The organism is Streptomyces alboniger, from assembly GCF_008704395.1.
Taxonomy (GTDB): Bacteria; Actinomycetota; Actinomycetes; order Streptomycetales; family Streptomycetaceae; genus Streptomyces; species Streptomyces alboniger.
In genome coordinates this window covers 386,920-412,016 of the sequence record NZ_CP023695.1, presented here as the reverse complement: position 1 = coordinate 412,016, position 25,097 = coordinate 386,920, and the positions used below count along the sequence as shown (strand labels likewise).

Genomic DNA, 25,097 nt, shown 5'->3' with positions numbered 1-25,097 from the left:
GCGTAACCCTTCGTCAGCCGCCTGTGAAGGATGACCTGTCGGGTTCGGGCAGGCGAAGATGCCCGGCCGCGTCGTGCTCTGCGGCTTCACCCCAAGGGCGTCGTCCGGACTTTCCGGACGGGCCCGCCGTGCTTGGGTCCTCCACTCCTGCCGGTGCACCGATGTCGACCGGTCATCCGGGTGGCGGCAGGACTCGGCGTCCGCCCGGATCGCCCCGCCGCTGTGGCGGGGGCTTGTCGTCGGAAGGGATCTTGACCCGAAAACGACTCGAAAACCGAGCCGAAACGGCGTTTTGTGAGGCTACTCACGACTGACCTGTTCGGGTGGACGCTGCTGAATTCGACCCGACGGCGCCTGGTCTGACGATGGCTCGACCAGCGCCGGAACGGTTCATTCCGCCTGCTTCGTGCGCGTCCTGCGCAACTCTCGGCCGCGTGATGACGGGCCACCGGATACGCCAAGTGGGGTAGCCCGACTGGTCCGTTTCAAAACGGACCCGGACGTTCCGAGAGGGCGGAGCGCGTCGCTCACGGGCGTGTCGGGGGCGGCACGCCGACGCGACGGGCCCGCCGCTCGCCGTCCAGGACGCGCAACGCGCGGGCGAGCGTGGCGGCGTGCACCTCGCTCTCGCCCCGCTGATGCATGAGGGTCAGCGCGTCCCGCAGGGCGGTCGCCCGGCCGACCAGCGCCTGGGCGGCGCGCAGCCCGCCGTAGGTGTGCTCGGCGCGGGCGGGGTTGATCCGGCCGACCAGATCGACGACTTCGAGGTAACGGTCGATCAACTCCGCCTCGGCGTGCGTCAGTGCGGGCAGCGGCGGCAGTTCGGGTGGCAGCATCCGCGCGTCACCTCGTCCCGCGCGCGTGGAGCGAGGTCTTGCGGCTCGGGATGATCCGGTCCACGAGGCCGTACTCGACCGCGGCGGGCGCGTCGAAGATCTTGTCCCGCTCGATGTCCGCGGTGACCCGCTCCTGGCTCTGGCCCGTGTGCCGTACGAGGAGTTCCTCCAGGAGCCGCCGGGTCCGCAGGATCTCGTCGGCCTGGATCGCCAGGTCGCCGGCCTGGCCCCGCATCGGCTCGGAGACGGCGGGCTGGTGGATCAACACGCGCGCTCCGGGCAGCGCGTGCCGCTTGCCCGGCGTGCCCGCCGCCAGCAGCACGGCGGCGGCCGACGCGGCCTGCCCCAGACACGTCGTCTCCACATCGCAGCTGACGAACCGCATCGTGTCGTAGATGGCGGTCATCGCACTGAACGAGCCGCCGGGGGAGTTGATGTAGAGGGAGATGTCGCGGTCCGGTGCCAGATATTCGAGGTGCATGAACTGCGCCGTCACGTCGTTCGCCGACGTGTCGTCGATGGGCGTGCCGAGGAAGACGATCCGTTCTTCCAGGAGCCGCGAGTACGGATCCAGGGTCCGCGTCCCCGAACTGGTGCGCTCGGTGAACTCGGGCAGGACATGGCGGGCGGACGGACGGTTCATGGCACGCCTCTTCTCTTCCGGTCGTCGCTGGCGGCCCCCGGGTCGGGTCTCTGTAAAAAATGTACAGGACGTACGTAAGGTGGGCAGGTGCTTCTGTCGTTCTCGCCCCGGCGGCGTGCGGCGGGTGACGTCTAAGCTGGAGGACATGGCCTACGAGATTCCGGTGACGCAAGCCCGGGCAGAGCTCGCCGAGCTGATCAACCGCGTCGTCTACGGCGGCGAGCGGGTCGTCGTCACACGCCACGGCAAGCCGCTCGTAGCCCTGGTCTCCGCCGCCGACCTGGAACGCCTCGAAGAGGAAACCGGGCCCTCGGAGGAGCAGACGGTCAGCACGGTCACATCGATCGGCGCCGCACAGCCGGCCGCGGGCGCCGCGTCGGAACCCCGCCGATTCGGTATCGCGGCGGAACATCGCGGGCCCGACGCGAGGTAGGCCCCCTGAGCTCGCGCGGACTTCCGGCAGCGGCAGCCGGCGACGACCCTCCTCCGCGTCCCACGCCGCGGGATGCCGCGAGCCGGGGGCACGGCCCATGCGCCGGGCACGCGGCCCCGCCCGCGGACCATCACCGTGCGGGGCATCCGTCGGTCCGGGCGCCATCCGTGCGCCGAGGGTGTGGTCCGTCGTCGGTCAGCCCACCGGCTCGGCCTCCCGCCGCTCAGCGGGCCTCGCCGCCGACGCGCCTCGCCCGCGCGCCAAGCCCCCGAACAGGACAGCCGTCAGTCCGAGCGCGATCCAGGCGCCCAGCGTCAGGGCGGGCGCCGCGGCTTGTGCGCCGTCGAAGAAGGACACCGAGCGCAGCAGGGAGCCCCCGGCGCCCGGCGGAAGCAACTGCCCGATGAATCCGACCGGTTCGGGAAGCAGGCGGGGCGCCGACGTCACGCCGGAGAACGGGTTTCCGAGCAGCACCATCAGCAGGGCGCCGACCCCGATGCCCGCCGGACCGAGCAGTGCTCCGAGTCCGGCGACCGTGGCGCTCACCGCGAGGGTGGAGAGGCCCAACACCCCTGCTTCCGCCCACCAGTTGCCGGTGAGGATACCCAGCCAGCTGTGGGCGAGTGCCGCCGCGACAACGCCGACCGACGCGGCGGCCGCGAGCAGCGCGACGACGGCACGCGGCCCGCGCGGCCCGCGCAGTGTGACGAGCGACCCGGCGGCGACCCCGGCGATCGCCAGCGGCAGCACGCTCGACCCGAGGGCCGACCCCCGGGGATCGGCCGCGGGCGCCGGAACCACGTCGACCGCCGGCACGGCCGCCGCACCCTTCGGCGTCTGTTCCCGCACCGCCTGCTCCAGAAGCTGTGCCACGACCGGGCTCGCCGCCGTCGCGGTCAGCAGCTTGGGCCCTCGCGGCGTCGCGACGATCGCCCCGTATACGGTCCGCTCCTCGATGGCGGCCCGTGCGGCGTCCTCATCGGCGTAACGGTGGACCTCGAACGCGCCCTCGCGCGCGTTGAGTTGCTGCGCGAGGGGCCCCGCGGCGGCCGCCGGTCCTGCGACGCCCACGGGTAGGTCGCGCGGCGCGGTGCGGGCGGCGGGCCAGGCGAAGGCCCAGAGTGCCAGGGCCACGACCGCGGGGACCAGGACGGCGACCATCGCGATGAGGCGGCCGTCCTGCGACGCGGGCGTGGTGAGGGGTGGTGGTGCGGACACAGTTTCCTCCCATGTGCTCGGGGTGGGCTGAGTGTCGGACAAAAAGAAGGATCGTTCGTTTTGCAGAGCGTGGTCACTGTCCTGCCGTGGCATTCACTTGTCAAGAAGGAATGTTCGTTTTACGTTGTGGCCATGGCCCGCGTATCCCAGGAACACCTCGACGCCCGTCGCCGCCAGATCCTCGACGGCGCCGCGCTCTGCTTCGCGCGCAACGGCTTCCACGCCACGTCGATGCAGGACGTACTGAAGGAAGTGGGCCTCTCGGCGGGCGCCGTCTACCGATACTTCGCCGGCAAGGACGAGCTGATCGCCGCCATCGCCTCCGAGGTGCTCACGGAGATCAGGGGCATCTTCGACACCGCCGCACGGCAGAGCCCCCCGCCCCCGCCGGACGTTCTGCTGGGGCAGGTGATCGAGGAGGTGCTCGACCTGCGGCCCGGCATGCGGGAGGGGGGGATCTCCTACTTCCCCCGGCTGATGGTCCAGGTCTGGACGGAGACCCTGCGCAGCGACGCGCTGTCGGCCGTCATGACCGGTGTCTACGCCGAGGTGCGCGCCGCCTGGGTGAGTGTCGTCGAGGCCTACCAGGAGGCGGGCATGATGCGCACGGACGTCCCCGCCGACCATGTCGCGCGCACCATGATCGCGGTGGTGCAGGGGTTCGCCGCGCAGTACGCCCTCTTCGAAGAGGTCCGCGTCGAGGCGCTCCAGGACGGCCTGCGGGCACTGACGAGTATGCGTCGCCCCAGCTGATGGTCATGAGGCGGTCAACGGCTGGTTAACCTCGTTGAAACTCCTCCCAACTACCCTCCCGTGCCACGCCACCAGGGGTTTTCGTAACCAGGGTGCGCAAGATCGCGCGCATTCGCTGTGTGTTACATCTATATCCGTCGCGGTGGCCGCGGCAGCCGGACCCCGCACGGTTCGGAGCGAGGACTGTGAGGTGGGACGCGTGCAACTGACCCCGCATGAGCAGGAGAGACTGCTCATCCATGTGGCCGCGGACGTGGCCGAGAAGCGAAGGGCGCGGGGGCTGCTGCTCAACCATCCCGAGTCGGTCGCCCTCATCACCTCCCACATCCTCGAAGGCGCCAGGGACGGCCGCACGGTCGCCGAACTGATGTCGTCGGGACGGAGGGTCCTCACCCGGGACGACGTCATGGAGGGCATTCCGGAGATGATCCACGACGTCCAGGTCGAGGCCACCTTCCCGGACGGCACGAAGCTCGTCACCGTCCACGACCCGATCGTCTGACGGGGGATACGCGCCTCATGCATGCCGCGACGCACGGCACAGGGCAGGGCCTCGTCCCCGGAGAGATCCTCTTCGCCGACGAACCCGTCCCCTTCAACGAGGGCCGCGAGGCCACCCGCCTCACCGTCCTCAACGCCGCCGACCGCCCCGTCCAGGTCGGCTCCCACTACCACTTCGCCGAGGCCAACCCGGGTCTGGACTTCGACCGCGGCGCCGCTCACGGAAAACGGCTCAACATCGCCGCGGGAACCGCCGTGCGCTTCGAGCCCGGAATCCCCGTCGACGTCGAACTCGTCCCGCTGGCCGGCAAGCGCATCGTGCCCGGCCTGCGCGGAGGGACCGGAGGTGCCCTCGATGCCTGAGCTGTCCCGTGCCGCGTACGCCGACCTGTTCGGCCCCACGACCGGCGACCGGATCCGCCTCGCCGACACCGACCTGCTGATCGAGATCGAGGAGGACCGCTCGGGCGGCCCCGGGCGGTCCGGCGACGAGGCGGTGTTCGGCGGCGGCAAGGTCATCCGCGAGTCGATGGGCCAGTCGCGCACCACCCGCGCCGAAGGGGCCCCGGACACGGTCATCACAGGCGCGGTGATCATCGACCACTGGGGGATCGTCAAGGCCGACATCGGCATACGGGACGGCCGCGTCACCGGCGTCGGCAAGTCCGGCAACCCCGACACGATGGACGGAGTCCACCCCGACCTCGTCATCGGCCCGGAGACCGAAGTCCTCGCGGGCAACGGCAAGATACTCACCGCGGGCGGCATCGACACCCACATCCACTTCATCTCGCCGACCATCGTCGACGAGGCGCTCGCCTCCGGCGTCACCACGCTCTTCGGCGGCGGCACGGGCCCGGCCGAGGGCAGCAAGGCGACCACGATCACCCCGGGCGCCTGGCACCTCGCGCGGATGTTCGCGGCCATGGAGTCCAGCCCCGTCAACATCGGCTTCCTCGGCAAGGGCAACACCGTCTCCGCCGACTCCCTGCACGCCCAGCTGCGCGCCGGCGCCGTCAGCTTCAAGATCCACGAGGACTGGGGCGCGACGCCCGCCGTCATCGACGCCTGCCTGAACGTCTGCGAGGAGACCGGCGCCCAGCTCGCCATCCACTCCGACACCCTCAACGAAGCGGGCTTCATCGACGCCACGTTCGACGCCGTCGCGGGCCGCACCCTGCACGCCTTCCACGTCGAGGGCGCGGGCGGCGGACACGCCCCCGACATGATCACCGCGGTCTCGCTGCCGAACATGCTGCCCAGTTCGACCAACCCGACCCGGCCGCACACCGTCAACACCGTCGAGGAACACCTCGACATGCTGATGGTCTGTCACCACCTCAACCCGGCCGTCCCCGAGGACCTGGCCTTCGCAGAGTCCCGCATCCGCCCCACCACCATCGGCGCGGAGGACATCCTCCACGACCTCGGCGCCATCTCGATCATGTCCTCCGACTCCCAGGCGATGGGGCGCGTCGGCGAGGTCATCATGCGCACCTGGCAGACCGCGCACGTGATGAAGCGGCGCCGCGGCTTCCTGCCGGGGGACACCCGCGCCGACAACCATCGCGCGCGTCGCTATGTCGCCAAGTACACGATCAACGCGGCCGTCGCCCAGGGCATCGACCACGAGGTCGGCTCGGTCGAGTCCGGCAAACTCGCCGACCTCGTGCTGTGGGACCCGGCGTTCTTCGGCGTCAAGCCGCAGATCGTCCTCAAGGGCGGACAGATCGCGTACGCGCAGATGGGCGACGCCAACGCGTCCATCCCGACCCCGCAGCCGGTCCTGCCGCGCCGCATGTTCGGAGCACGCGGCAAGGCCCCGGCCCTTAACTCGGTCAACTTCGTTACCCAGTCAGCTCTGGATGACGGGCTTCCGGACCGCCTCGGCCTGGACAAGCCGTTCATGGCCATCCGCTCCACGCGCGGCCGCACCAAGGCGGACATGCGTGAGAACGACGCGCTGCCCCGCGTCGAGGTCGCCCCCGACAGCTTCGCCGTCACCATCGACGGCGAACTGGTCGAGCCGTCGCCCGCCTCCCAACTGCCGCTCGCCCAGCGGTACTTCCTTTTCTGATGGTCCCGATGGTCCCGATGGTCCCGATGGTTCCGATGGTTCCGATGGTCCTGACGGCCCCGGCAGCCCCCGCGACTCCGACGGCCCTGGCCGCCCCGACGACCCCTGGCGGCGATCACATGTCACGCGCAGCACTCCTCGTCCTGGCCGACGGCCGTTTCCCCGCCGGTGGGCACGCCCACTCCGGGGGTGCCGAAGCGGCCGTCAAGGCGGGCCGCGTCACCGGAGCCGCGAGCCTGGAGGCCTTCTGCCGGGGGCGGCTCCACACCAGCGGCCTGGTGACGGCGGCCCTCGCGGCCGCCGCCGCCCTCGGCGTCGACCCGGCCGCTCTGGACGAGGCCGCCGACGCCCGCACGCCCTCGCCCGCCCTGCGGACGGCGGCGCGGCGACTCGGGCGGCAGATGATGCGGGCCGCCCGCGCCACCTGGCCGCACCCCGAACTCGACGCGCTGGCAAGGCGGTTCCCGAAGGGCACCCACCAGCCGATCGTCCTCGGGCTCACCGCCCGCGCCGCCGGCCTCGGGCCCGAAGACGCGGCGTACTGCTCGGCGTACGAAGGAGTCAGCGGCCCGGCGACCGCCACCGTCAGGCTGCTGAGCCTCGACCCGTTCGACGCCACGGCGGTCCTGGCGCGGCTCGCCCCCGATCTCGACCGGGTCGCGCGGGACGCGGTCGAGGCGGCGAGGCGCGCGGCGGCCGAGGGCATCGACGAGCTGCCCGCCGCGTCGGCTCCCCTCCTGGAGATCGGCGCGGAGGCGCATGCCGCTTGGCCTGTGCGGTTGTTCGCGTCCTAGCGGCGCGCCGGCCTTCCATACCTGACCTCGGGGCTTCGCCCCCTGACCCCCTATCGGCCTGAACGGCCTCGTCCTCAAACACCGGACGGGCTGCCCCCGGAGCATTGGAGCCGTAACCATGCACCTCGACCACTCCCACGACGGCCCCGCAGCGGTCAGCGCCGACGCCGTCCGCCCCGACGGACGCCGCCGCGCGCTGCGCATCGGGCTCGGCGGGCCCGTCGGATCCGGCAAGACCGCGACCGTCGCCGCCCTGTGCCACACCCTGCGCGCCGAGCTGTCCCTCGCCGTCGTCACCAACGACATCTACACCCGCGAGGACGCCGAGTTCCTGCTCCGCGAGGCCGTCCTGCCGCCCGAGCGGATCACCGCCGTGGAGACCGGCGCCTGCCCGCACACCGCGATCCGCGACGACATCTCCGCCAACCTGGAGGCCGTGGAGGACCTGGAGGACGAGGTCGGGCCGCTCGACCTCATCCTCGTCGAGTCCGGCGGCGACAACCTCACCGCGACCTTCTCCAAGGGCCTCGTCGACGCGCAGATCTTCGTGATCGACGTCGCGGGCGGCGACGACATCCCCCGCAAGGGAGGCCCCGGCGTCACCACGGCCGACCTGCTCGTCGTCAACAAGACCGACCTCGCCCCGCACGTCGGCTCCGACCTCGCCCGCATGGCCGCCGACGCCAAGGCGCAGCGCGCCGAACTGCCCGTCGTCCTCCAGTCGTTGCGGTCCGACGAGGGCGTCGGCCCGGTCGCCGCCTGGGTGCGTGAGCAGTACGCCGCCTGGACCGCGTCGGCGTGACGGTCGACCTCGCCCCCAGAGGCCGTACGGAGTCGGGAGGCGGCGCGGGCCTCCGGGCCACCGCCCGCGTCGTGGCGCGCGCCGACGGGCGGGGCGGCACCGCGCTGCCCGTGCTCGACGGTGAGGGGCCGCTCGCGCTGCGCCGCACCCGCTCGACCGGACCGGCGGCGCGCGTCACACTGGTCGGCGCGATGAGCGGCCCCCTCGGCGGCGACCACCTGACCGTCGAGGCCGCCGCACGTGAAGGGGCGGCGCTGCACATCGGTTCCGCCGCGGCGACCCTCGCGCTGCCCGGCCAGGCCAGGCAGACGGCGCGCTACGACGTACGCCTCACCGTCGCCGAGGGGGCCGAACTGCACTGGCTTCCCGAGCAGTTGATTTCCGTGCGCGACAGCGACCTGCGCGTCACCACGCGCGCGGAGATCGCCACGGGGGGTCGCCTGGTGCTCCGCGAGGAACAGGTGCTCGGCCGCACCGGCGAAGCCCCCGGCCGTCTGACCAGCCGCCTGACCGTGCGCCGCGCGGGAGCGCCCCTGCTCGACCAGGAGGTGTCGTTCGGGCCCGGTGCGCCCGGCGGCTGGGACGGCCCGGCGGTCCTCGCGGGTTACCGTGCCATCGGCCAACTCATCATCGTACGACCGGAGTTCGAGCACTCCAAGCCCCAGGCCGCGCCACTGGGGGAGTGGGCCGCGCTCACACCCCTGGCCGGGCCCGCCGTCCTGGTCACCACTGTCGCCCCCGACGCCCTGCGGGTACGCCGTACGCTGGACGAGGCCCTGCGCGACCTGAACTGAAACGGCTCACCGGGGCGGCCGAACCGTTTGGGCCGCCGTCACCATCGGCATGTACATAGCAAACTGATGGGGGAAGCGATGGATCCAGCGGAGCTGAGCGCGCAGGCCGTCCGGGTGATAACGCAGCTTGTCGAGGGCGCGGCCACCGCGCCGCTCACCGGTGCCGGGCAGGGCGTCCTCGACCTCGTACGGCGGCGGCTCGGCGGTACGCCGTCGGGAGAGGCGGCCCTGGCGGCCGTGGGCGCGTGCCCCGACGATCCGGCCGCTGTCGCGGGGCTGCACGACGCGCTCGGCGCCGCGGTCGCGGCGGACCGGGATTTCGCCGCCGCGTTGGCCGCGGCCCTGGCCCCGATCCTCGCCGGACCGCCGCCCGGCGACCCGCCGCAGCGGACCGTCCAGAACGGTGTGGTGATCGACGGCGGATCGCGGATGTGCGGCAGCACCATCGCGCTCGGGCCGGTGACCTTCCACAACACCCCTGCCGGGCGGGGCGCGTTGGGCGCGGTCTGCCTGGGGCTCGCGACCTTCGTGGCGCTCCTGGTCTACGGCACCATCCAGGCCCTGGACAGTGAATCGCAGGGCCCCGACGCCGACGCGCCGGGCGACGGCAGTGGGGATCGGGCGGCGCCCCTCGCCGACGCGGAGGCCGTGCGCGCCGTACTCCCGCCCTCCTCAAGCCTGCCGCCCGGCTGGACCGAGCGCTCAGCCCCCACCGCGGACGTCTCCGCGCAGGACGACGGCTCCACCTTCGCGGCGGAGTCCCAGTGCCTGGGGCGCTACAGCATGGAGACTCGGTTGCTGGTGTTCTCCTACCCGGATGAGGACGGGGCGCGGAAGGCCTTCGACGCCAGGGCCGACAAAGCGCGGGAGGAGGGCGCGAGTTCACTGACCATGGCGCGGATCGGGGACCAGACCGCGGCGTTCTCGCTCTCGACGAGCCGTGCAGACGCGTACGACACCCACACCAGCCGCAGCACCATGGTCCGCACCGGAACGGTCCTCACCATCGTCGTCGGCAACGACACCGAGAGCCGCGCCTACAGCGGCGAGGACCTCGAAACCCTCACCCGGCTCCTCTCCGACCGCGCACGAACGGCCCAGACCGGCTGACGTCCGGCGAAGGATCGAGCGGGGCGGTCAGCGCCCCACACCGACCGCACAGCCGGACGGTTCGCCACCCTCGCCCGGTCGAGCGGAGGCGTCCTCGTGATGATGTCCCACGGGCCGCGGCAGCCATCGGGCCGCCGCTACGGACATGAGGAGGGTCACGACGCCGGCGACGACCGCGGTAACCGTCAGAGCATCGGTGAAGGCTTCCCGGGCGGCGGCCAGCACGGCCTCGCGTGCCAGGGGGTCAAGGCGCGCGGCGGCCCCGGGCACCGCGAGCATGCTGAGGTCGGCCGCTGCCAGCAGTTCACCGGAGGCGTCGTGCTGGTCCAGCGAGGCGTGGAGACGCGAGGTGAACACGGCGGTGACGATCGCGCCCTGCACCGCCACACCCAGCGCGGAGCCGATCTGGCGGGTGGCGTCGTTGATCGCGGAGCCCAGCCCGGTCTTCTGCGCGGGCACGGCGGCCATCACCGACTCGGTCGCCGCCGCCCCCACCAGGCCCGAGCCGACGCCGATGACCAGCTGGAAGAGCGCGCAACGCCCGTATCCGGAGCCCGCACTGGTGCCCGCCAGAACGACGAAGCTCAAGGAAACGACCACGAGCCCCGACACGATGGGGGTTTTCTGACCCCTGCGTGCCTGTAGGGGCAGGGACACCGCGGCGCCGACCGCCAGCCCCGCGGGCAGGGGAAGAGTGCGTACTCCGGCCTCCAGTGGCGAATATCCGAGCACGCCCTGGAGGTAGAGCGTCAGCACGAAGAGGGACCCGAACGCGGCGAACGCCACCACGGCCAGTGCCCCGGCCCCCATGCTGACGCGGGGCGTCGCCAGTACCGACAGCGGCAGCATGGGCGCCCGGGCGCGCGACTGGCGGAGGAGGAACGCGGCCAGCAGCACGAGTGAGCAGGTGAAGACGCCCAGTACCCAGCCACTGGTCCACCCCCGGTGGGGGCTTTCGATCACGGCCCACACCAGTGCGGTCAGGCCGACGATCGACAGAGCGGCCCCGGGTGCGTCGAACGCCGACGGCCGGGGCGAGCGCGACTCGGGCACGAGAGCCAGCGCGAGACCGATCGCGAGCACGGCCGGCGGCAGGTTCACCCAGAATCCGGCACGCCAGGAGGACTGCTCCACCAGCCAGCCACCGATCACCGGACCGCACACCCCGCCCAACCCGCCCACGGCGGCCCACGCGGCGATGGCCCGGCGTCGCAGAACAGGCTCCGGAAAGAGGTCGTGCAGGACCGCCAGCGTCGCGGGCATCAGCAGAGCGGCCCCCGCGCCCAGCAGACAGCGCGCGCCGACCGCCTGCCACGGCTGGGCGGCGAGGGCGCCACAGACGGAGGCGGCCGCGCAGACCGCCATCCCGCAGACGAACGAACGCCGGCGCCCCCAGGAGTCGGTGAACGCCCCCACCGTCAGGACCGTGCCTCCCAGCACCAGGGCGTAAGCATCGACGATCCACTGGACCTCGGCGGACGAAGCCTCCAGGTCGTGCTGTAGACCGGGCAGCGCGACGTTCAGGACGGTCAGGTCCATCCCGAGCAGGAACAGACCCATGCACACCACGGCGGCGGCCGCCGCGCGGGCGCCCGGGCCCGGGAACAGCCGCGGCTCGGTGGGCACCGTCAGCAGGTCGTTCCAGGCCCGCGGGTCCGCCGGGGGCGTCAGCGGGTCCTTGGTCCCGCCGAACGGAGGCGGGGGAACATCCAGCGGCTCTTCCGGGCCGAACCCCTCGCGCGTCATGTGGTCCCCTTCCGTCCTGGCCGTCCGTGTGGCCGACCGGCAGACGAAACCCCACGTGTGCCGAGTGCGGACACCCTTTCAGCTGTCGCGCGCCCACCCCCGCGTCGCCCGGCCCGATATCACCCGCATGGGCCGCGAAGTACACGCGAAGGGGGCGGCGGAGGAACACGCGAAGGGCGCGGCGTGCGGATCAGCGCAGTCCGGCGAAGAGGTCGTTCTCGGGTACGGCCGCGCCGGTGGTGTCCTTGACGCGGACGAAGGTCTCCGTGCCCATCAGCTCGCCGAACCTCTCCTGGCCCATCTTCAGGAAGAAGATGTTCTCGCCCTGACTGGCGTGGGCGGCCAGTGAGTCGAACTTCTGACCGCTGTAGGCGGTGGTGTCCACCCACGTGGTGATCTCGTCGTCGGGAAGGCCGATCTCGGCCAGCGCGGCGGCCTCGGCGGGATCCGGCTCCGGCATGTCCTCATGGAACTCGCGCATGATCTCCCCGAACCGCCGCATCTGCGAGCGCGGCATCGTCGTCCAGTACACCTTCGGCGTCAGCGAGGTCATCTCCAGCGCCGCCATCGTGATGCGGTGGGCCTGGATGTGGTCGGGGTGGCCGTAGAAGCCGTTCTCGTCGTAGGTGACGACGACATCGGGCCGGTAGTGCCGCATGAGGTCCGCGAGCCGGGCGGCACCTTCCTCCACGGGGGTCTGCCAGAAGGCGCCGGGGGCGTCGCTGCTCGGCCAGCCCATCATCCCGGAGTCGGCGTAGTCCAGCGTCTCCAGGTCGCTGATCTTCAGGACGTCGCAGCTCGCCTGGAGTTCCTTACGGCGTATCGCGGCGACGGCCGCCGGATCGTGCCTGGGGTCGCCCGGTTTGCTACCGGCAGGTCCGTCACCGCAACCGCCGTCGGTACACGTCACGAGAACCGTGCGTATGCCCTCCGCCGCGTAGCGCGCGAGGACCCCTCCGGTTCCGGTGGCCTCGTCGTCGGGGTGGGCGTGTACCGCCATGAGCGTCAAAGGCCGGTCAGCCATGAATCAGTCCTCCTGCGAAAGATACGTATCGATCCCATGCAACAGCGCGGACCGGGCGGACTGTTCCCGGCGCGAGCGGTCGGCCTTCCCGGCGTCCGCCCGCCAGTTGCCGAGCAGGTTCGCGGAGAGCGGGCGGGACTGGCGCTCGTGGCCCGGCCGTGCTCAGCGCGGTAGTTGGGGACGCTCGGCGCTCACACATGGCCAAGCGCGCCGAGTTGGTGCTTGCTGCGCGAGCACCGAGCCCGCTCAGGGGCGCCCCTCCTCAGCGCACTCCGCCGGATCGCGCCGCCGGTACCGGCCGCCGGAGCAGGTAGACGCCTGCCGCCGAGACCAGCAGAGCCATGCACGCGATGAACACCAGCCCGGCGCCTTCGAGGCCGAGCGGCCGTGCCAGCAGCCCTACGCCGATGACCGGTACCGAGATGCCCGTGTAAGCGACCACGAACAGCGCCGAGATCACGGCCGCGCGTCGGTCCGCCCCGGTCGCCTCGGCCACGGCGGACAGTGCCCCGCGAAACGCCAGCCCCTGTCCGCACCCGCCGACGATCGCGCTCAGCACCACCAGCGGCAGCAGCTCCCAGTGCAGCGCGCCCGCCAGCAACGCGAGTCCGCCAAGGAGAGCGGCACAGCCCAGAGGCAGCGACCGGCCCACGCCGAGCCGGCCGACGGCCAGCTGCCCGGCGGTCGAGGAGAAGAAGGCCAGGGCGACGACCAGCCCGCTCACCGCACGGTTGTGCACGTCGAGGGACTGGGTCAGGAAGGACGGGCTGACCGACGTGAAGACTCCGAACAGGGCGAACCCCACGAAGGCGGCGGCCGCCGCCGGTCCGAAAACGGCTCGCACCCCTGGGGGCAGCCCGGGCCGTTGCGGCCGTACGGTGCTCAGCGGGCGCCGCTGCCGCATGGTCTCCGCCAGCCGCAGCAGGACGGCGGCCGAGCAGACCACGAGGGCGAGGTGGACGGCGAACGGCAGGTGCAGAGGCCACTCGGCGTACTGCGCGAGTACCCCCGCGAGGAGCGGGCCGCAGCCCAGACCGCCCATGTTCGCGGCGGTCGCCACGAAAGTGGCCCGCGAGGCGCCACCGCGCGGCGCCAACTCCATCACGTACGCCGTGGCGGCCCCGGTGAACAGGCCGGCGGACAGGCCCGACAGCAGCCGGCCCACGTACAGCCAGCCCAGACCAGTGGCGCAGAGGAAGCAGACGGCACTCGCGGCGGCGAAGCCCAGGCCCCACAGCAGCACCGGCCGCCGGCCCGCGGCGTCCGAGGCGTTGCCCGCGAGCAGCAGCACCCCGATGACTCCGACGGCGTACACGGCGTAGACGACGGTGACCGTGAGTTCGGAGAACCCGAACTCCGCTTGGTAGAGGCCGTAGAGGGGAGTCGGCAGCGTCGTCCCGGCCATGCACACGGCGAACACCGCGCCGGCGAGCAGGCACGGGCGCCAGCTTCGTAGATCACCGTCCATAGCGCCGACGGTAACCTCGCCCGCCGCCGCTCGCGGCCTGGTGCGCCGCCGTCCGAGGAGGCCTCCCTCGACGGCCATCCCCGTGCGGGCGGGGTATCAGGCGTCCGGTCCGCCGGAGGCCATTTTGATCAGGCCGTTCAGCCAGGCCTGGTGGCCGTTGAGCATGGGGTTGGGGAGCAGCCGGGCGAGTTCGGCGGCGGGGTGACCGATCTGCGTCTCCTGGGTGAGGATGCGCACGCGGCCGCCCGGCAGGTCCTCGACCAGCCAGGCGTGCAGTACGTCGAGCCGCTCCTCCGGTGCACCGTCCTGGTCGGCCGTCCAGGAAAGACGGCCCGGGACGCCCTTCGCCGGGGCCTGGAACTCGACGACGCGGGCGTTCTGGGTGCGCACGGACGAGAAGCCGACAGGGTCGAAGGTGAAGATGACGTCGTCCTTCAGCACGGGGCCACCGCCATCCGGGAAGGAAACGCCGGTGATGTTGTCATAGTACGACTCCCAGGTGGAGGTGTCGGTCAGGTACCGCCAGACCTGGGCGGCGGCGACGCCCTGGACGATCACCTCGTTCGAGACGAAATTGTCGCCGGTGCCGGGGAGGTATTTCTCAGGCCAGTTGATCGCGTTCTGCGTGGTCATGCGCTCACCCATACCCGCACCCGGCAGAGCCGTATCGAACCGCCCACCCACCGTGCCCGGACGGAGGCGGAGGCCAGGAGGCGTCCGCGAGGCCCGCCACGCACAGTGGAAGGTATGACGGACGACGACAGGCCGGCCGCGGCAGCGCCGATGCGCGGTCTCGATCCCATGATCTCGCTGGCCATGTGCGTGCAGGCCGGACCCGGCGTCTACGCGCTGCTGCTGGGTGCGGGCATGTCGCGGGACGCCGGCGTGCCCACGGGGTGGGAGATCGTCACGGACCTGGTGCACCGGGCGGCCGTCGCGCGTGGCGCGGACGAGGAACTCGCCGCCGCTGATCCGGAGACCTGGTGGGCCCGCCACGGGGACGGGGGGCCGCTCGGCTACTCCGCCCTGCTGGAGGCGCTGGGCGACACCCCCGCCGCGCGGCACAAGCTGCTGCGCGGCTACTTCGAGCCAAGCGACGAGGACCGGCAGGACGGACGCAAGCGGCCCGGGGCGGCGCATCACGCGGCGGCCCGACTCGTGGCGCGCGGCTCGGTGCGCGTGGTGCTGACCACCAACTTCGACCGGCTCACCGAGCAGGCGCTGGAAGCGGCGGGAGTGCAGCCGCAGATCATCCACAGCCCCGCGAGCCTGCGCGGGATGACACCGCTGGCGCACGCCCGGGCCACGGTCGTCAAGCTGCACGGCGACCTGACCGACCTGGAGGCCCGCAACACCGAACGCGAGCTGGGAGAGTACCCGGCGGCCTGGGCCGGTCTCGTGGACCAGGTCCTCGACGAGTACGGACTGATCGTCTGCGGTTGGTCCGCCCAGTGGGACCACACGCTGGTCGCCTGTTTCGACCGCCGCGCCACCCGCCGTTACCCCGTGTTCTGGGCCGCCCCGCACGGCCCGCGGGGCAAGGCCGCGGAGCTCGTCGCCCGGCATGGCGCCGTGGTGGTCCAGGGCGTGACGGCGGAGGAGTTCTTCCCCGGCCTCCTGGCCCGGGTCGACGCCCTGGAACACCTGACGGCACCCGCGCCGACCCGCGAACTGTGCGTGGCCCGCCTCAAGCGCGCGCTGCCCGACCCCGTGCGCCGCATCGAGCTGCACGAGCTGGTGGAGGCCGAGGTCACGCGGGTCCTTGAGCGCCTCTCGGACGGCGGCCGGTACCCGCCCGGCGAGCGTGCCCTGGGCCCGGAGGCGTACCGGGAGAGGCTGGAGCGCTACCGGAGCGACTGCGACACACTGCTGCACCTGATGGCCGTCGGCGTGTTCCACGACGAGGCCGGGGCGCATGCCCGGGTGTGGGTACGCGCGCTGCAACGACTGCTGAACGTACCGGGGGACGACGGCGAACAGGGCGACCCCGGGCTGCGCTGCTACCCGGCCCTGCTCGCCCTGGCCGCCGCCGGCAGCGCCGCCGAACTGGCCGGCCGCGACGAGCTGCTCGGCCGCCTGCTGCTCGAACCGGTCAGGGCGCACTCCTCCGCCTCGCGGTCCGGCCCCGCCCGGGCCGCGACCGAGCCCAGGCCCGCCGTGCTGGTCCTGCGCACGGCGGACGTCCTCGGCCCCGATGAGCGCGTCAACGCCTTCCTGGATACGCCGTATCCGCCGCCGCTCGTCCAGGCGTCGCACAGCACGTGGCTGCGCCGACGGCTGCGGGACGTGCTCGCCGAACCGGGCGCCGACAGCGACCGCACGATCTCCGACGCCTTCGACCGCTACGAGTACCTCTCCGCTCTCCTCCAGGGCGACCTCGCGGAAACCCCCGAGACGCTGGGCGAATTCACCCTTCCGGACCGCTGGGACGGCGACGGACGGCTGCGGGTCGCCGCACGTGTGCAGGCCCGCTTCTCCGAGGCCTGGCCGATGCTCCGCGGCGGCGCGTTCAACAACGAGATCCAGCGGGCCCACACGGCGGCGGCCGTCGTCGACGTCCTGTGCGCCGAACGCTACTTGGCCGCCGGGGGCCGTCAGCCGTTCCGGTGACCGTGCGTTTGTCTCTGGTGGCGGGGTGTGGAAGGCGGCCTTAGCGTGTGCCAAAGATCCGCTGAGCAGGCGGACTTCGCCCCCCGAGGAAGGCAGACGCATGACGGACGATCCCGCCGACAACCGCTTCTCGATCAGCGTGTGCGACGTGCAGGTGGACCTGCCCCACAGGGACGACGGCGAATGGACGCTTCGGGACATACTCGACTGGGCTCCCGAGCACTCCGCATGGCACACGAGGAAGAGGTGCCTCAGAAGCTGCGGCGGTAGTTGTCTGATCGTCCCCGAGGGAACGCTGGTCGAGGTTCCCAAAGGCGACGCCATGCAGGTCACGTTGGTCGCGCCGGCGGAAGTCGCGCGGCGGATCGCGGAGGGCCGCATGTGGGCGGAGAGCGGCACGTGAGCCGTCACGCCCGGGCGGCATCAGCCCGGGCCGAGTCCCCCGCCGCGGGGACACCGACAACGATGCGGTCCCTGAACTCCGCATGACAGAACTGGTACACGGGCCCGACACGTCTGAGCACGCTGAGCACGCGGGCGTCCTCCATGAACGACAGCAGATGACGCGGCAGCCGCCGGGCCGCGGCCAGCCGTAGGCCGGCCTCTCGGTAGGCGAAGTAGGCGGTGTTCGAAACGGCCACGAGCCCGGCGGCGAGTCCGAGCCCCAGATTCGCCTCCAGTGTCAGCAGCCACTCCCCGACGTACTCCACGCCCGGGATGTGACTGTTCTCCAGATCCCACTGGACCGTGATGACCCACTTCACCAGAGGCGGCACCACCGCCAACACCATGAGGGCGACGGCGACGGTGCGGTCGCCGCGCACGGTGGACTGAGGTGTCTCCTGTTCGAGGTCGGCGGGGACCCGGGCCCAGCGCAGGATCCCCAGCCCCGCCCCGAAGAGGGCGCCGAAGAAGACGCCGAGGACGCCTGTCGCGGTGCACCGCACCCACCAGGGTGGACCGGACATCCAGGGCGCCACGAAGGCGAGCGCGATTCCCAGGCTGACCCCCAACAGCGCCCCCTGCGCGACGCATCCGGGGAGCACGGACCACAACAGGCGCCTCGGGGCACGGAAGTTCAGCCGGGAGGGTCGTGATGAACCGTCGGCCAGATGGAGTCCCGCCATGATGACGACGATCAGCAGGAAGACGCAGGCCCGGAAAGTCGCCCGCTGGCTGACGAAGGTCACGGCCTCGGACGCGTCGATGAACGAGACGTCCAGGAGAGGCCGTCCTGTCACCTGTCGGACGGACAAGTAGGAGAGGAAACCGGCGAGTTCGGCACCCAGCCAGAAGAGCAGAACGAACACCAGGATTCTGCGCGCCCGGACGCCGCGGTGTTCCGCGGTGAAGGGACGCCACCTGACCTGTCGGCAGAAGATCGAGACACCCAGCACGCCGAGGGCAAGCAGTGCCATGAACAGCACCCAGGCGACACTCGCCCTGAGCCCGGTGTAAGGCGCCACACCCACCTGGGTGTCCGCGCCCATGTGCTGGACCGCCCTCGCCCAGTGCTCGATCACCGCCCCCACCCCCGCGGAGAGCGGAAGGACGAGCGCGCATCCGACGACCAGGCGGCGCGCGGCCTCGGCGAAGGCGTTCGTCCGCCTCCGCTCGGGCGGCCAGGGTTCGAACGGAGGCCCCGCCGGCCCCCTTCCGTCGGGAACCCAGGCGAGCCGCAGCACCGCTGCCGCCGCGACACCGGTGGTGAGCGTGATGGCCAGGAACCCGACCAGCCGCGCGAGCGGCGAGAGCGCCCAGTGGAAATACTCGCCCGCCATGCACCCCGCCCCCAGCCCCAGGACCGCCCCGGCCACCGGACCGGACAGCGGACCCGCCGGATCCGGCCGCAGAGTGCGGTGCAGTTCCCACCAGGCGATGTCGTCCGTGCCCTGCCGCTTGATGTGCGCGGCGAGGAAGGCGAGTGCCGTGCGGGCGTCATCAGGCCGCCAGCGGGCGGCGGCGGAGCGGCGTACGTCGGGGACCGACGGGTCCGCGACGGCCGGCTCCGCGGAGAAGACCGCCGGCACCAGCGCGTCGAGCAGGTGGTGCTGGAGGCTCTTCGTGCCGGTGCAGCGCGTCATGTCGGCGGGGTCACTGGCCGGTGAGGCGTAGACGGTGCGGGCGAGCCAGATGTTCAGCGGCACCGACAGGGCCCGGGCGACGGTGCCTTCGGGGTGCCGCGTGAGTTCGTCGATCACCGGTTGCCACGCCGCGCCGCGCCGGGGCGGGACGGCGCAGCGCAGGTAGTCTGCCACGTCCGACGCCTCCACCGGGCTTGCGACCACGACGGCCGCGGCGGTGATCACGTCGGTCTCCGTCACCACCTGGTGGTACTCGGCCTGGCGCGAGGCGAGGATCAGCGGCCCGTGCACCGCGACGGCGTGGTTGAGGGCGGTCAGCGCCTGGGGGCGCAGTTGGGCCGGCAGTTCGTCGAGGCCGTCCAGGACGGGCAGGACGCGTCTCTCGGCGACCAGTTTGCGCGCCGCGTCGCGACCGTACGTCTCGTGGTTGCGCAGCGCCGGGTAGTCCTCGTGGATACGGCGTGCCATCCAGTCGAGCAGTGGCTCCTTGCGGGGGTTCCACGGGGCCAGGTCCAGCAGTACGGGGACGGGCTCGCCGGGTTCGGGGGCACGCAGGAGTTCTCGTACGAGCAGGATGGCGAGGGCCGTCTTGCCGGCGCCGGGGTCGCCGAGGATGACGAGGCGGCGGCGCGGCAGGGCGCGAAAGGCCTCGGCGAAGGCCTGGATGTTGTCGCTGCGGCCGGACAGGGTGCGGCCGACCATCCGCGCGTGGTCGCCGGCCTCCGTCTGCGCGCTGTGCCAGCGCACGGCCAACGGATGGGGATCCAGCAGGCCCTGCGCGGCGGCTTCCTCCGTCCACTGGTTGCGCACCATGGCGGCGAGCGCCTCCGCGGCCTGTTCCAGTTCCGCCCTGGTGGCCGGTGCGGCGGGGCGTGTGCGGTGCCATGACCAGCTGAGCAGGCCCGCGGTGGCCGAGATCAGGACGCTCAGCGAGGTCGCGGCGGCCTGTGCGCCCGCGCCGACCACCAGAGCCAGCACGGTGCCGAGCGCCGCGACGCCGATCGCTCCGATGACCCACGGCCACCACGATCTGTCGTTCCTCATGTGGGGTTGGTCTCGATGTCGTTGTGGAACAGGCAGAGCTTGGCGTCCTCGGCGAGGAAGTACTTGTCCACCTTGTAGGCGATGGTGGCGAAGTCGAGCCGGCCGTCTCCGTTGAAGTCGCCGATGGCGATCCGCGCGGCGCTGTCGGACGACACCCGCCACTTGGCGAACACGCCCGCGGCGATGTCCAGCGCCTTGTAGTAGAAGACGCCCTGCCAGGGGTAGGGCCCGCGCAGGGCCACCAGGAACTCGTCGTCGCCGTCGTTGTCGAAGTCCGCGCAGATGATCTGGTGGCTCGGGCCCTCGCCGAGGTCGTTCGGGTCGCCGAAGACGTCGAGCACGATCCGGCGCCAGCTCGCCTCGGCCACGGGGGTGCCGGGGCGTTCCTTGACGTACGCCGCCACGGTGTTGCCGTGGAAGGGCTCCGTGGCCACGACGTAGGCGTGCGGGTCGGCGCCGATCCGTCCGGCGCCCACGTCGCCACTGCCCTTGAACCCGGTCCGCTCGAACCGCTCGTGTTCGCCGGTGCCGATGCGCGTGGTGGTGAACCGGTGCTCGCGCTCGTCGTAATGGAGCCAGGTCACGCCCTCCTCGGAGGCGAGCAGGATCGAGTCGAGGTGCTCGCTGCCGGGCAGCGGATTCTTCTGGATCTCCACTCCGTGGATCATGCGGAAGTGGCTGTCGTCGATGACGCGCTTGTCCCAGGGCTGTCGTATGTCGTTGTTGGGGCTGAACAGCACGACGGGCACGAGGGCGTGGACGTGCCGGCCACCCACGGTCGGCAGGGCCATCAGCTCGGGCTTGCGGGTCTGGGTGAAGTGGCCGAGCCGCAGCCGGTGCATGGCCGTCTCACGGCCGATGTAATGCCGCTTCCAGCGCGTCTCGGAGTCGAACTTCCCGGTGTTCTCGATCCAGTCGATCTTCCCGCCCTCGGGGTCGGGGTCGTCGATGCGCCCGCGCTCGCCGTACAGCTCGTAACAGACCACGAGGTCCGGGTAGCCGTTGCCGGTGATGTCCCCGAAGTGGGCGCCGATCGGCATGTGGAAGCCGTCGGCCACCAACTGCCGCTGCCAGCCGGGGTTCCTGTACCAGTAGATCTCGCCGAGGTAGAGGCCGTGGCCGACCAGGTCGGGCCGGGTGTCGCCGTCGATGTCGGGCGCCTCCAGCCAGTAGCCCTCGATGAGGTCGTCCTGGAGGACCTCTCGGGTGAACCGGGGGACGCGGATGTTCAGGGGGGTGCTTGCGACGCCCATGGGGGTGCCTTCCGGTGAGAGCGTGCGGTCGGATCGGGTCAGCCGAGCGCCTCGGCCAGATAGGCGCGGGCGGTCCGGGCGTAATGGAGCGGCGGATGGCCGCCCCGCGGGTCCTGCTCGGCCTCCACCACCAGCCAGCCGTGGTAGGAGTCGCCCGGGCGCAGGACTTTGAGGACGGTGTCGAAGTCGACGAAGCCGTCGCTGTCGCCGGGCACCGTGAAGATGCCGGCCTCGACGTACTCGCGGAAACTGCCGTCGGCCAGGGTGCGGTCCGTGTGGACACCGCCGCGGACGTTCTTCAGGTGGACGTGGACGATGCGGTCCCGATGCCGTTCGACGATCTCCGTCGGATCGGCCCCCGCCCAGGCGAGGTGACCGGTGTCCAGCAGGAGGCCGACGTGACGCGGGTCCGTCTGCCGCATGAGCCGGTCGACGTCCTGCTCGGTCTGTACGCCGGTGCCCATGTGGGGGTGGTACGCGAGGGTGAAGCCCTGGCTCGCGGTGATCTCGCCGATCTTGTTCAGGCCGTTGCACAGGTCGGCCCACTGCTCGTCGGTGAACTCCGGCTTGTTGCTGCGCAGGCTGAGCGCTTGCAGATGGACGGCCCCGCCGAACTCGGCGACGCCGATGACGCGGGTCTTCACCGGGGGCGCCCCCGCGTTGAACCGCTTCAGGAACTCCAGGACCTTCAGCAGGTCGCGGGCGGTGCGCCCGGCCCCGTCCGGCACGGTGAAGTACGTACTCACCCACGGTTCGCTCACACTCAGGCCGCGCAGATGCATCGCGGCGGTCAGCGCGTGGACATCGGTGGTGAAGGTGTGTCCGATGCTGCACCCCTCGAACCCGGCGAGCGCGATCTCGCTGAGGCACTGCTCCATGGGGATGTCGTTGCCGATCAGCGGGAAGTCGTCATTGGTCCAGCAGGTGGGGGTGATGCCCAGGTGGATGCCGTCCGGGGGCGGGGGGATGTGTGCCGGCATGGTGGGGTCCAGGGGTCGAGAGTCAGTGTCCGGGGTGGCCCTTGACGATGGTGTCGGCCGCGTGCAAGGCCGTGGCGACGCTGGTGAGCGTGGGGTTGGAGGCGTTGCCGAACGGGTGCAGGCCGTTGCCGCCGAGGTAGAGGTTGTCGATGTTCCACACCTTGGAGTACTCGTCGACGACGCTGTCCAGCGGATTCGCGCCCATGCGGGTGGTGCCCGCGATGTGCAGCGGCAGGCCCGGGGTGAGGAAGACGGGCTCGGAGCCGGGCATGAAGCCGCCCAGCGCGGAAGCGGTGCGCAGCATGTGCTCGTTCATGCGGTCGGTCTCCTTCCGTTCGGCCTCGTCGAGGCAGAAGTGGAAGGTGGGCTGCGGCATGTCGAAGGTGTCGCGCAGCGCGCGGGAGAAGGTGACCCTGTTCTCCGGGTGGGGCCGGGAGATGCCGAACCAGCGCAGGTCGACGATGAGCCGGGGGTCGACATTGGGCGGTACGGCGCCGTAGGTGAAGGCGTCCCGGTGGATCTGGCAGTGCCAGGGGCGCCGGTCGGACACCAGCAGGGCCAGGTTCGGATCCCGTTCGCCGGGAGGGAAAGGCACCGGGTCGGCGCACCTGTCGCCCGAGCGCAGCCGCTTCAGCTGGGTGGCCCGGTAGCGGGCGACCCGATCGGCGGCGGCTTCGGCGGTGGCGTCGCCGCCGCCGGAAGCGGTCCGCAGGATCTCCTCGATGCCGTCCATGTGCTCCTGCTGCAACACGACCTGGCAGAAGGACATGGGCTGTTCGGTCAAGTAGCGGCCGAGTGCGGGGAGGGTGACACCGGAGTTGAACAGCAGCTGCGGCGTCGGTACGGCGCCGCACGCCACCACGTACGTATCGGCCCGCAGCCGGATCTCCTCGCGTACGTCACGCAGGTTGCGCACCATGGCGTACTGGACCTTCTGGTGCTTGCCCGAGCCGTTGATCTCCAGGTGAACGCACTGGTGCTCGGGCAGCAGTGTGAACGAGCCGCGTGACGGCGTGTGGACGGGGTCGGCCAGCTCGCCGAGGACGGTGTCGGCGGCCGACCACGTCACCGCCGAGGTCCGGGCGGAGTCGGCGCGGTCGCTGACCGCGAGGGGAAGTTCGGTGACCTCGGCGAACTCCTCCCCGGCTCGCTGTAGTACCCGCTTGACCAGCAGGTGCCGGGCCGAGGCGGTGAACACGGAGGTGCTGCGGGCCAGCAGGGACTCCGCCTCGTCATAGAGCCTGTCCATCTCCTTGTCGTCGATGGGGTACCCCTGCCCGCCGTACTGCCGCTCCACTTCGGGGTGGAAGCGGGGCACCGCGCAGGTCCAGTGGGTGGCCATGCCGCCCACCGCGTACGTGGCCGCCGCCGCGGGCAGGTTGACGTGCACCCGCTGCTCCGGGTTCTGGTTGCGCATCGAGAAGCCGGCGTATTCGTCCGGGTCGTACGAGAACGCCGACGGGTCGAGGGTGAGCACCGGCTCCCTGCTGGTGGCGGTCGACAGGGGGAGCAGGTTGCCCTTGATGACCGCGACGAACAGATCGATGTTCTTCTGGAACAGGTAGCTGTTCTTGAGGTGTTCGCCGTAGCGGCGGGACAGTTGGGCCCCGGCGTCGATCATCAGGACGCTCTTGCCGGCGTCGACCAGTTTGCGGGCGAAGGTGCACCCGACGGGCCCGCTGCCGATGACCAGTACGTCGGCCTCGACGGGAGTGGGCGCAGCGCTGGCGTTCATGGACGTCCTTTCGCGGGGGCCGGGGCCCGGGGCCGCGTCATCGAGGAGGCCGGCCATGCGCAACGCCCGCGGGGCGCTGCCGAGGAGACGGCCCGTCGCCGGGTCCCGGAACCGGCCGTGCGTCATGGGGCCGCCGCCTGCCGGCACCGACGTTCACCGGCCCGGTGATGCAGCCGTCCAAGGGGGCCGAACCCGGACAGGCACCGCGGACGGGCAACAGCCTGAACGCGTCCGCAGGACCTTCTCCACGGTGGCACAGGCCGGACGAAAGGGCGACTTGTCATGTGCCAGTGGCACACAGGGGAACACGCGCGCGAGCCTGGACTCGCTCGGGCGCCCTCTGGGACCGTCGGTGTGTCTCCGCGCGCGCGGGGGAGCGCCCACCGTCCCGGGGGGCGGGGAAACCAGGAAACCGGTGAGGGCCGTGGCGGAGATCTGGCTCGTGGGGCTCGTGTCGACAGCGCTTCTGGTGGCCTTGATCGCCGTCGTCGAGAAGGCCAGGAACAAGCCCGCACGAACTCCCGCCGAGCCCGCGCCAGGTGCGTCGCGGCGAGGTGAGGGTGAGAGCTGGGTCGCGGGCGGCGCGGTGGCGGGTTGCGGCGGTGGGACGGCCGGCCGGAGTGCACCGCCCAAGGGCGACTCGTCGTGCGACGGGAGCTCGTCCTCCTGCGGGGATGGGGACGGGGGCGGTTGTGGCGGGTGCGGGTGCGGCGGCTGAGCGTGATCCAGGCGCGCGGCCCGGGGTGTTGAACGTCCGGGCACCGAGGGTTCCCGTGCCTGAAGGGCGCACGCCTGAAGAGTGCACGCCTGAAGAGTGCACGCCTGAAGGGGGCCCGCCGATCCGCACCTCCTTAGCGGCGATGCGACCGGTCGCCTGTGGGATCTCAGATCGGCTGGCCGAGTTTCACGGCCGGGGCGTGCCCGCGAAGTCCCGTCGTTCGCCCGCAGGGCGGGCGTCGCGGTGCAGGCGGGCGCCATCAGTACCAGCGCTTCTGCGGGCGGATCCTGCCCGCCGAAGCGGAACTGCTACAGTACGCCGCGCGCACACTCCTCGACGAGCACGTCATCAACGAACCCCTCCAATAGGCGCCGAAGCTACCCAGCCGCGCTCTGCAACGCCTCCCTCCCCGGACCGGTCCCCGAACGCCATCGCCCCCGCCCAGCTCCACCGGGCCGCGCCCGTCGGGGACTT

At 71.7% G+C, this 25,097-nt stretch carries 22 protein-coding genes and 1 riboswitch; of the genes, 11 read left to right on the top strand and 11 right to left on the bottom strand.

The genetic code is table 11. The features are described from left to right. Positions 1 to 3: 3 nt before the first annotated feature. Positions 4 to 171, bottom strand: a riboswitch (cyclic di-AMP (ydaO/yuaA leader). A gap of 356 nt (positions 172 to 527) precedes the next feature. Beyond that, a complete protein-coding gene (locus tag CP975_RS01770) occupies positions 528 to 836 on the bottom strand; it encodes a hypothetical protein (RefSeq protein ID WP_055528212.1) in 309 nt (102 codons plus the stop codon). Between the two features lie 7 nt (positions 837 to 843). Next, the gene (locus CP975_RS01765; protein WP_055528213.1) at positions 844 to 1,479 is read right to left on the bottom strand and encodes an ATP-dependent Clp protease proteolytic subunit; all 636 of its coding nucleotides are present in this window, start codon (positions 1,477 to 1,479) and stop codon (positions 844 to 846) included. A gap of 145 nt (positions 1,480 to 1,624) precedes the next feature. Between CP975_RS01765 and CP975_RS01760 the strand changes: the two genes are divergently transcribed. Further along, entirely contained in the window at positions 1,625 to 1,912 is a 288-nt protein-coding gene (locus CP975_RS01760) for a type II toxin-antitoxin system Phd/YefM family antitoxin (RefSeq protein ID WP_055528214.1), read from the top strand. A 195-nt stretch (positions 1,913 to 2,107) separates the two neighbouring features. Here the strand turns inward: CP975_RS01760 and CP975_RS01755 are convergent, their stop codons facing one another. After that, positions 2,108 to 3,073 carry an ABC transporter permease gene (locus CP975_RS01755; RefSeq protein ID WP_055528242.1) on the bottom strand — a complete coding sequence of 322 codons (966 nt, stop codon included), beginning with the start codon at positions 3,071 to 3,073 and terminating at the stop codon, positions 2,108 to 2,110. A gap of 189 nt (positions 3,074 to 3,262) precedes the next feature. Here CP975_RS01755 and CP975_RS01750 point away from each other — a divergent pair, with 189 nt between their 5' ends. The 8 genes from CP975_RS01750 to CP975_RS01715 all read left to right on the top strand — a co-directional run bounded on the left by CP975_RS01750 (position 3,263) and on the right by CP975_RS01715 (position 9,961). Beyond that, on the top strand, positions 3,263 to 3,883 hold the full coding sequence (locus CP975_RS01750) for a TetR/AcrR family transcriptional regulator (protein WP_055528216.1): 621 nt from the start codon (positions 3,263 to 3,265) through the stop codon (positions 3,881 to 3,883). Positions 3,884 to 4,082: 199 nt separating this feature from the next. Beyond that, on the top strand, positions 4,083 to 4,385 hold the full coding sequence (locus tag CP975_RS01745) for an urease subunit gamma (protein WP_030777448.1): 303 nt from the start codon (positions 4,083 to 4,085) through the stop codon (positions 4,383 to 4,385). 17 nt (positions 4,386 to 4,402) lie between these two features. Continuing rightward, positions 4,403 to 4,747, top strand: a complete 345-nt coding sequence (locus CP975_RS01740) for an urease subunit beta (protein ID WP_055528217.1) — start codon at positions 4,403 to 4,405, stop codon at positions 4,745 to 4,747. Then, the gene (locus CP975_RS01735) at positions 4,740 to 6,461 is read left to right on the top strand and encodes an urease subunit alpha (RefSeq protein WP_055528218.1); all 1,722 of its coding nucleotides are present in this window, start codon (positions 4,740 to 4,742) and stop codon (positions 6,459 to 6,461) included. The genes CP975_RS01740 and CP975_RS01735 overlap by 8 nt, the downstream gene beginning before the upstream one ends. A gap of 119 nt (positions 6,462 to 6,580) precedes the next feature. Then, positions 6,581 to 7,255: an urease accessory protein UreF gene (locus CP975_RS01730; protein WP_055528244.1), complete on the top strand. Its 675-nt coding sequence runs from the start codon at positions 6,581 to 6,583 to the stop codon at positions 7,253 to 7,255. Between the two features lie 118 nt (positions 7,256 to 7,373). Continuing rightward, positions 7,374 to 8,057: an urease accessory protein UreG gene (gene ureG, locus CP975_RS01725; protein WP_055528219.1), complete on the top strand. Its 684-nt coding sequence runs from the start codon at positions 7,374 to 7,376 to the stop codon at positions 8,055 to 8,057. Then, positions 8,054 to 8,851 carry an urease accessory protein UreD gene (locus CP975_RS01720; RefSeq protein WP_055528220.1) on the top strand — a complete coding sequence of 266 codons (798 nt, stop codon included), beginning with the start codon at positions 8,054 to 8,056 and terminating at the stop codon, positions 8,849 to 8,851. The genes ureG and CP975_RS01720 overlap by 4 nt, the downstream gene beginning before the upstream one ends. A 78-nt stretch (positions 8,852 to 8,929) precedes the next feature. Further along, positions 8,930 to 9,961 carry a hypothetical protein gene (locus CP975_RS01715; protein ID WP_055528221.1) on the top strand — a complete coding sequence of 344 codons (1,032 nt, stop codon included), beginning with the start codon at positions 8,930 to 8,932 and terminating at the stop codon, positions 9,959 to 9,961. A 27-nt stretch (positions 9,962 to 9,988) separates the two neighbouring features. On the opposite strand, the gene CP975_RS01710 is transcribed toward CP975_RS01715, so the two are convergent. The 4 genes from CP975_RS01710 to CP975_RS01695 all read right to left on the bottom strand — a co-directional run bounded on the left by CP975_RS01710 (position 9,989) and on the right by CP975_RS01695 (position 14,832). Beyond that, positions 9,989 to 11,707: an MFS transporter gene (locus CP975_RS01710; RefSeq protein ID WP_055528223.1), complete on the bottom strand. Its 1,719-nt coding sequence runs from the start codon at positions 11,705 to 11,707 to the stop codon at positions 9,989 to 9,991. Positions 11,708 to 11,897: 190 nt separating this feature from the next. Continuing rightward, positions 11,898 to 12,731: a PIG-L family deacetylase gene (locus CP975_RS01705; protein ID WP_055528226.1), complete on the bottom strand. Its 834-nt coding sequence runs from the start codon at positions 12,729 to 12,731 to the stop codon at positions 11,898 to 11,900. A gap of 262 nt (positions 12,732 to 12,993) precedes the next feature. Further along, on the bottom strand, positions 12,994 to 14,199 hold the full coding sequence (locus CP975_RS01700; protein WP_055528227.1) for an MFS transporter: 1,206 nt from the start codon (positions 14,197 to 14,199) through the stop codon (positions 12,994 to 12,996). A gap of 96 nt (positions 14,200 to 14,295) precedes the next feature. Continuing rightward, the gene (locus CP975_RS01695) at positions 14,296 to 14,832 is read right to left on the bottom strand and encodes an SRPBCC family protein (protein WP_055528246.1); all 537 of its coding nucleotides are present in this window, start codon (positions 14,830 to 14,832) and stop codon (positions 14,296 to 14,298) included. Between the two features lie 114 nt (positions 14,833 to 14,946). On the opposite strand from CP975_RS01695, the gene CP975_RS01690 reads away from it, so the two are divergent. Both CP975_RS01690 and CP975_RS01685 read left to right on the top strand, forming a co-directional pair. Then, positions 14,947 to 16,809, top strand: a complete 1,863-nt coding sequence (locus tag CP975_RS01690; protein ID WP_055528228.1) for an SIR2 family protein — start codon at positions 14,947 to 14,949, stop codon at positions 16,807 to 16,809. Positions 16,810 to 16,909: 100 nt separating this feature from the next. After that, positions 16,910 to 17,212, top strand: coding sequence for a hypothetical protein (locus tag CP975_RS01685; RefSeq protein WP_055528229.1), 303 nt, complete (start codon positions 16,910 to 16,912; stop codon positions 17,210 to 17,212). 4 nt (positions 17,213 to 17,216) lie between these two features. Here the strand turns inward: CP975_RS01685 and CP975_RS01680 are convergent, their stop codons facing one another. The 4 genes from CP975_RS01680 to CP975_RS01665 are packed head-to-tail and all read right to left on the bottom strand — an operon-like array spanning position 17,217 to position 23,905. Beyond that, complete coding sequence (locus CP975_RS01680; RefSeq protein ID WP_150476499.1) at positions 17,217 to 19,937, bottom strand: NACHT domain-containing protein; 2,721 nt, start codon at positions 19,935 to 19,937, stop codon at positions 17,217 to 17,219. Beyond that, positions 19,934 to 21,190 (bottom strand): FG-GAP repeat domain-containing protein, encoded by a 1,257-nt coding sequence (locus tag CP975_RS01675; protein WP_055527461.1) that lies wholly within the window; start codon positions 21,188 to 21,190, stop codon positions 19,934 to 19,936. Before CP975_RS01675 ends, CP975_RS01680 begins: the two co-directional genes overlap by 4 nt. Positions 21,191 to 21,228: 38 nt before the next feature. After that, positions 21,229 to 22,170 (bottom strand): myo-inosose-2 dehydratase, encoded by a 942-nt coding sequence (gene iolE / locus CP975_RS01670; RefSeq protein WP_055527463.1) that lies wholly within the window; start codon positions 22,168 to 22,170, stop codon positions 21,229 to 21,231. A gap of 22 nt (positions 22,171 to 22,192) precedes the next feature. Further along, positions 22,193 to 23,905 carry a pyranose oxidase gene (locus CP975_RS01665; RefSeq protein WP_055527473.1) on the bottom strand — a complete coding sequence of 571 codons (1,713 nt, stop codon included), beginning with the start codon at positions 23,903 to 23,905 and terminating at the stop codon, positions 22,193 to 22,195. Between the last annotated feature and the right edge of the window lie 1,192 nt (positions 23,906 to 25,097).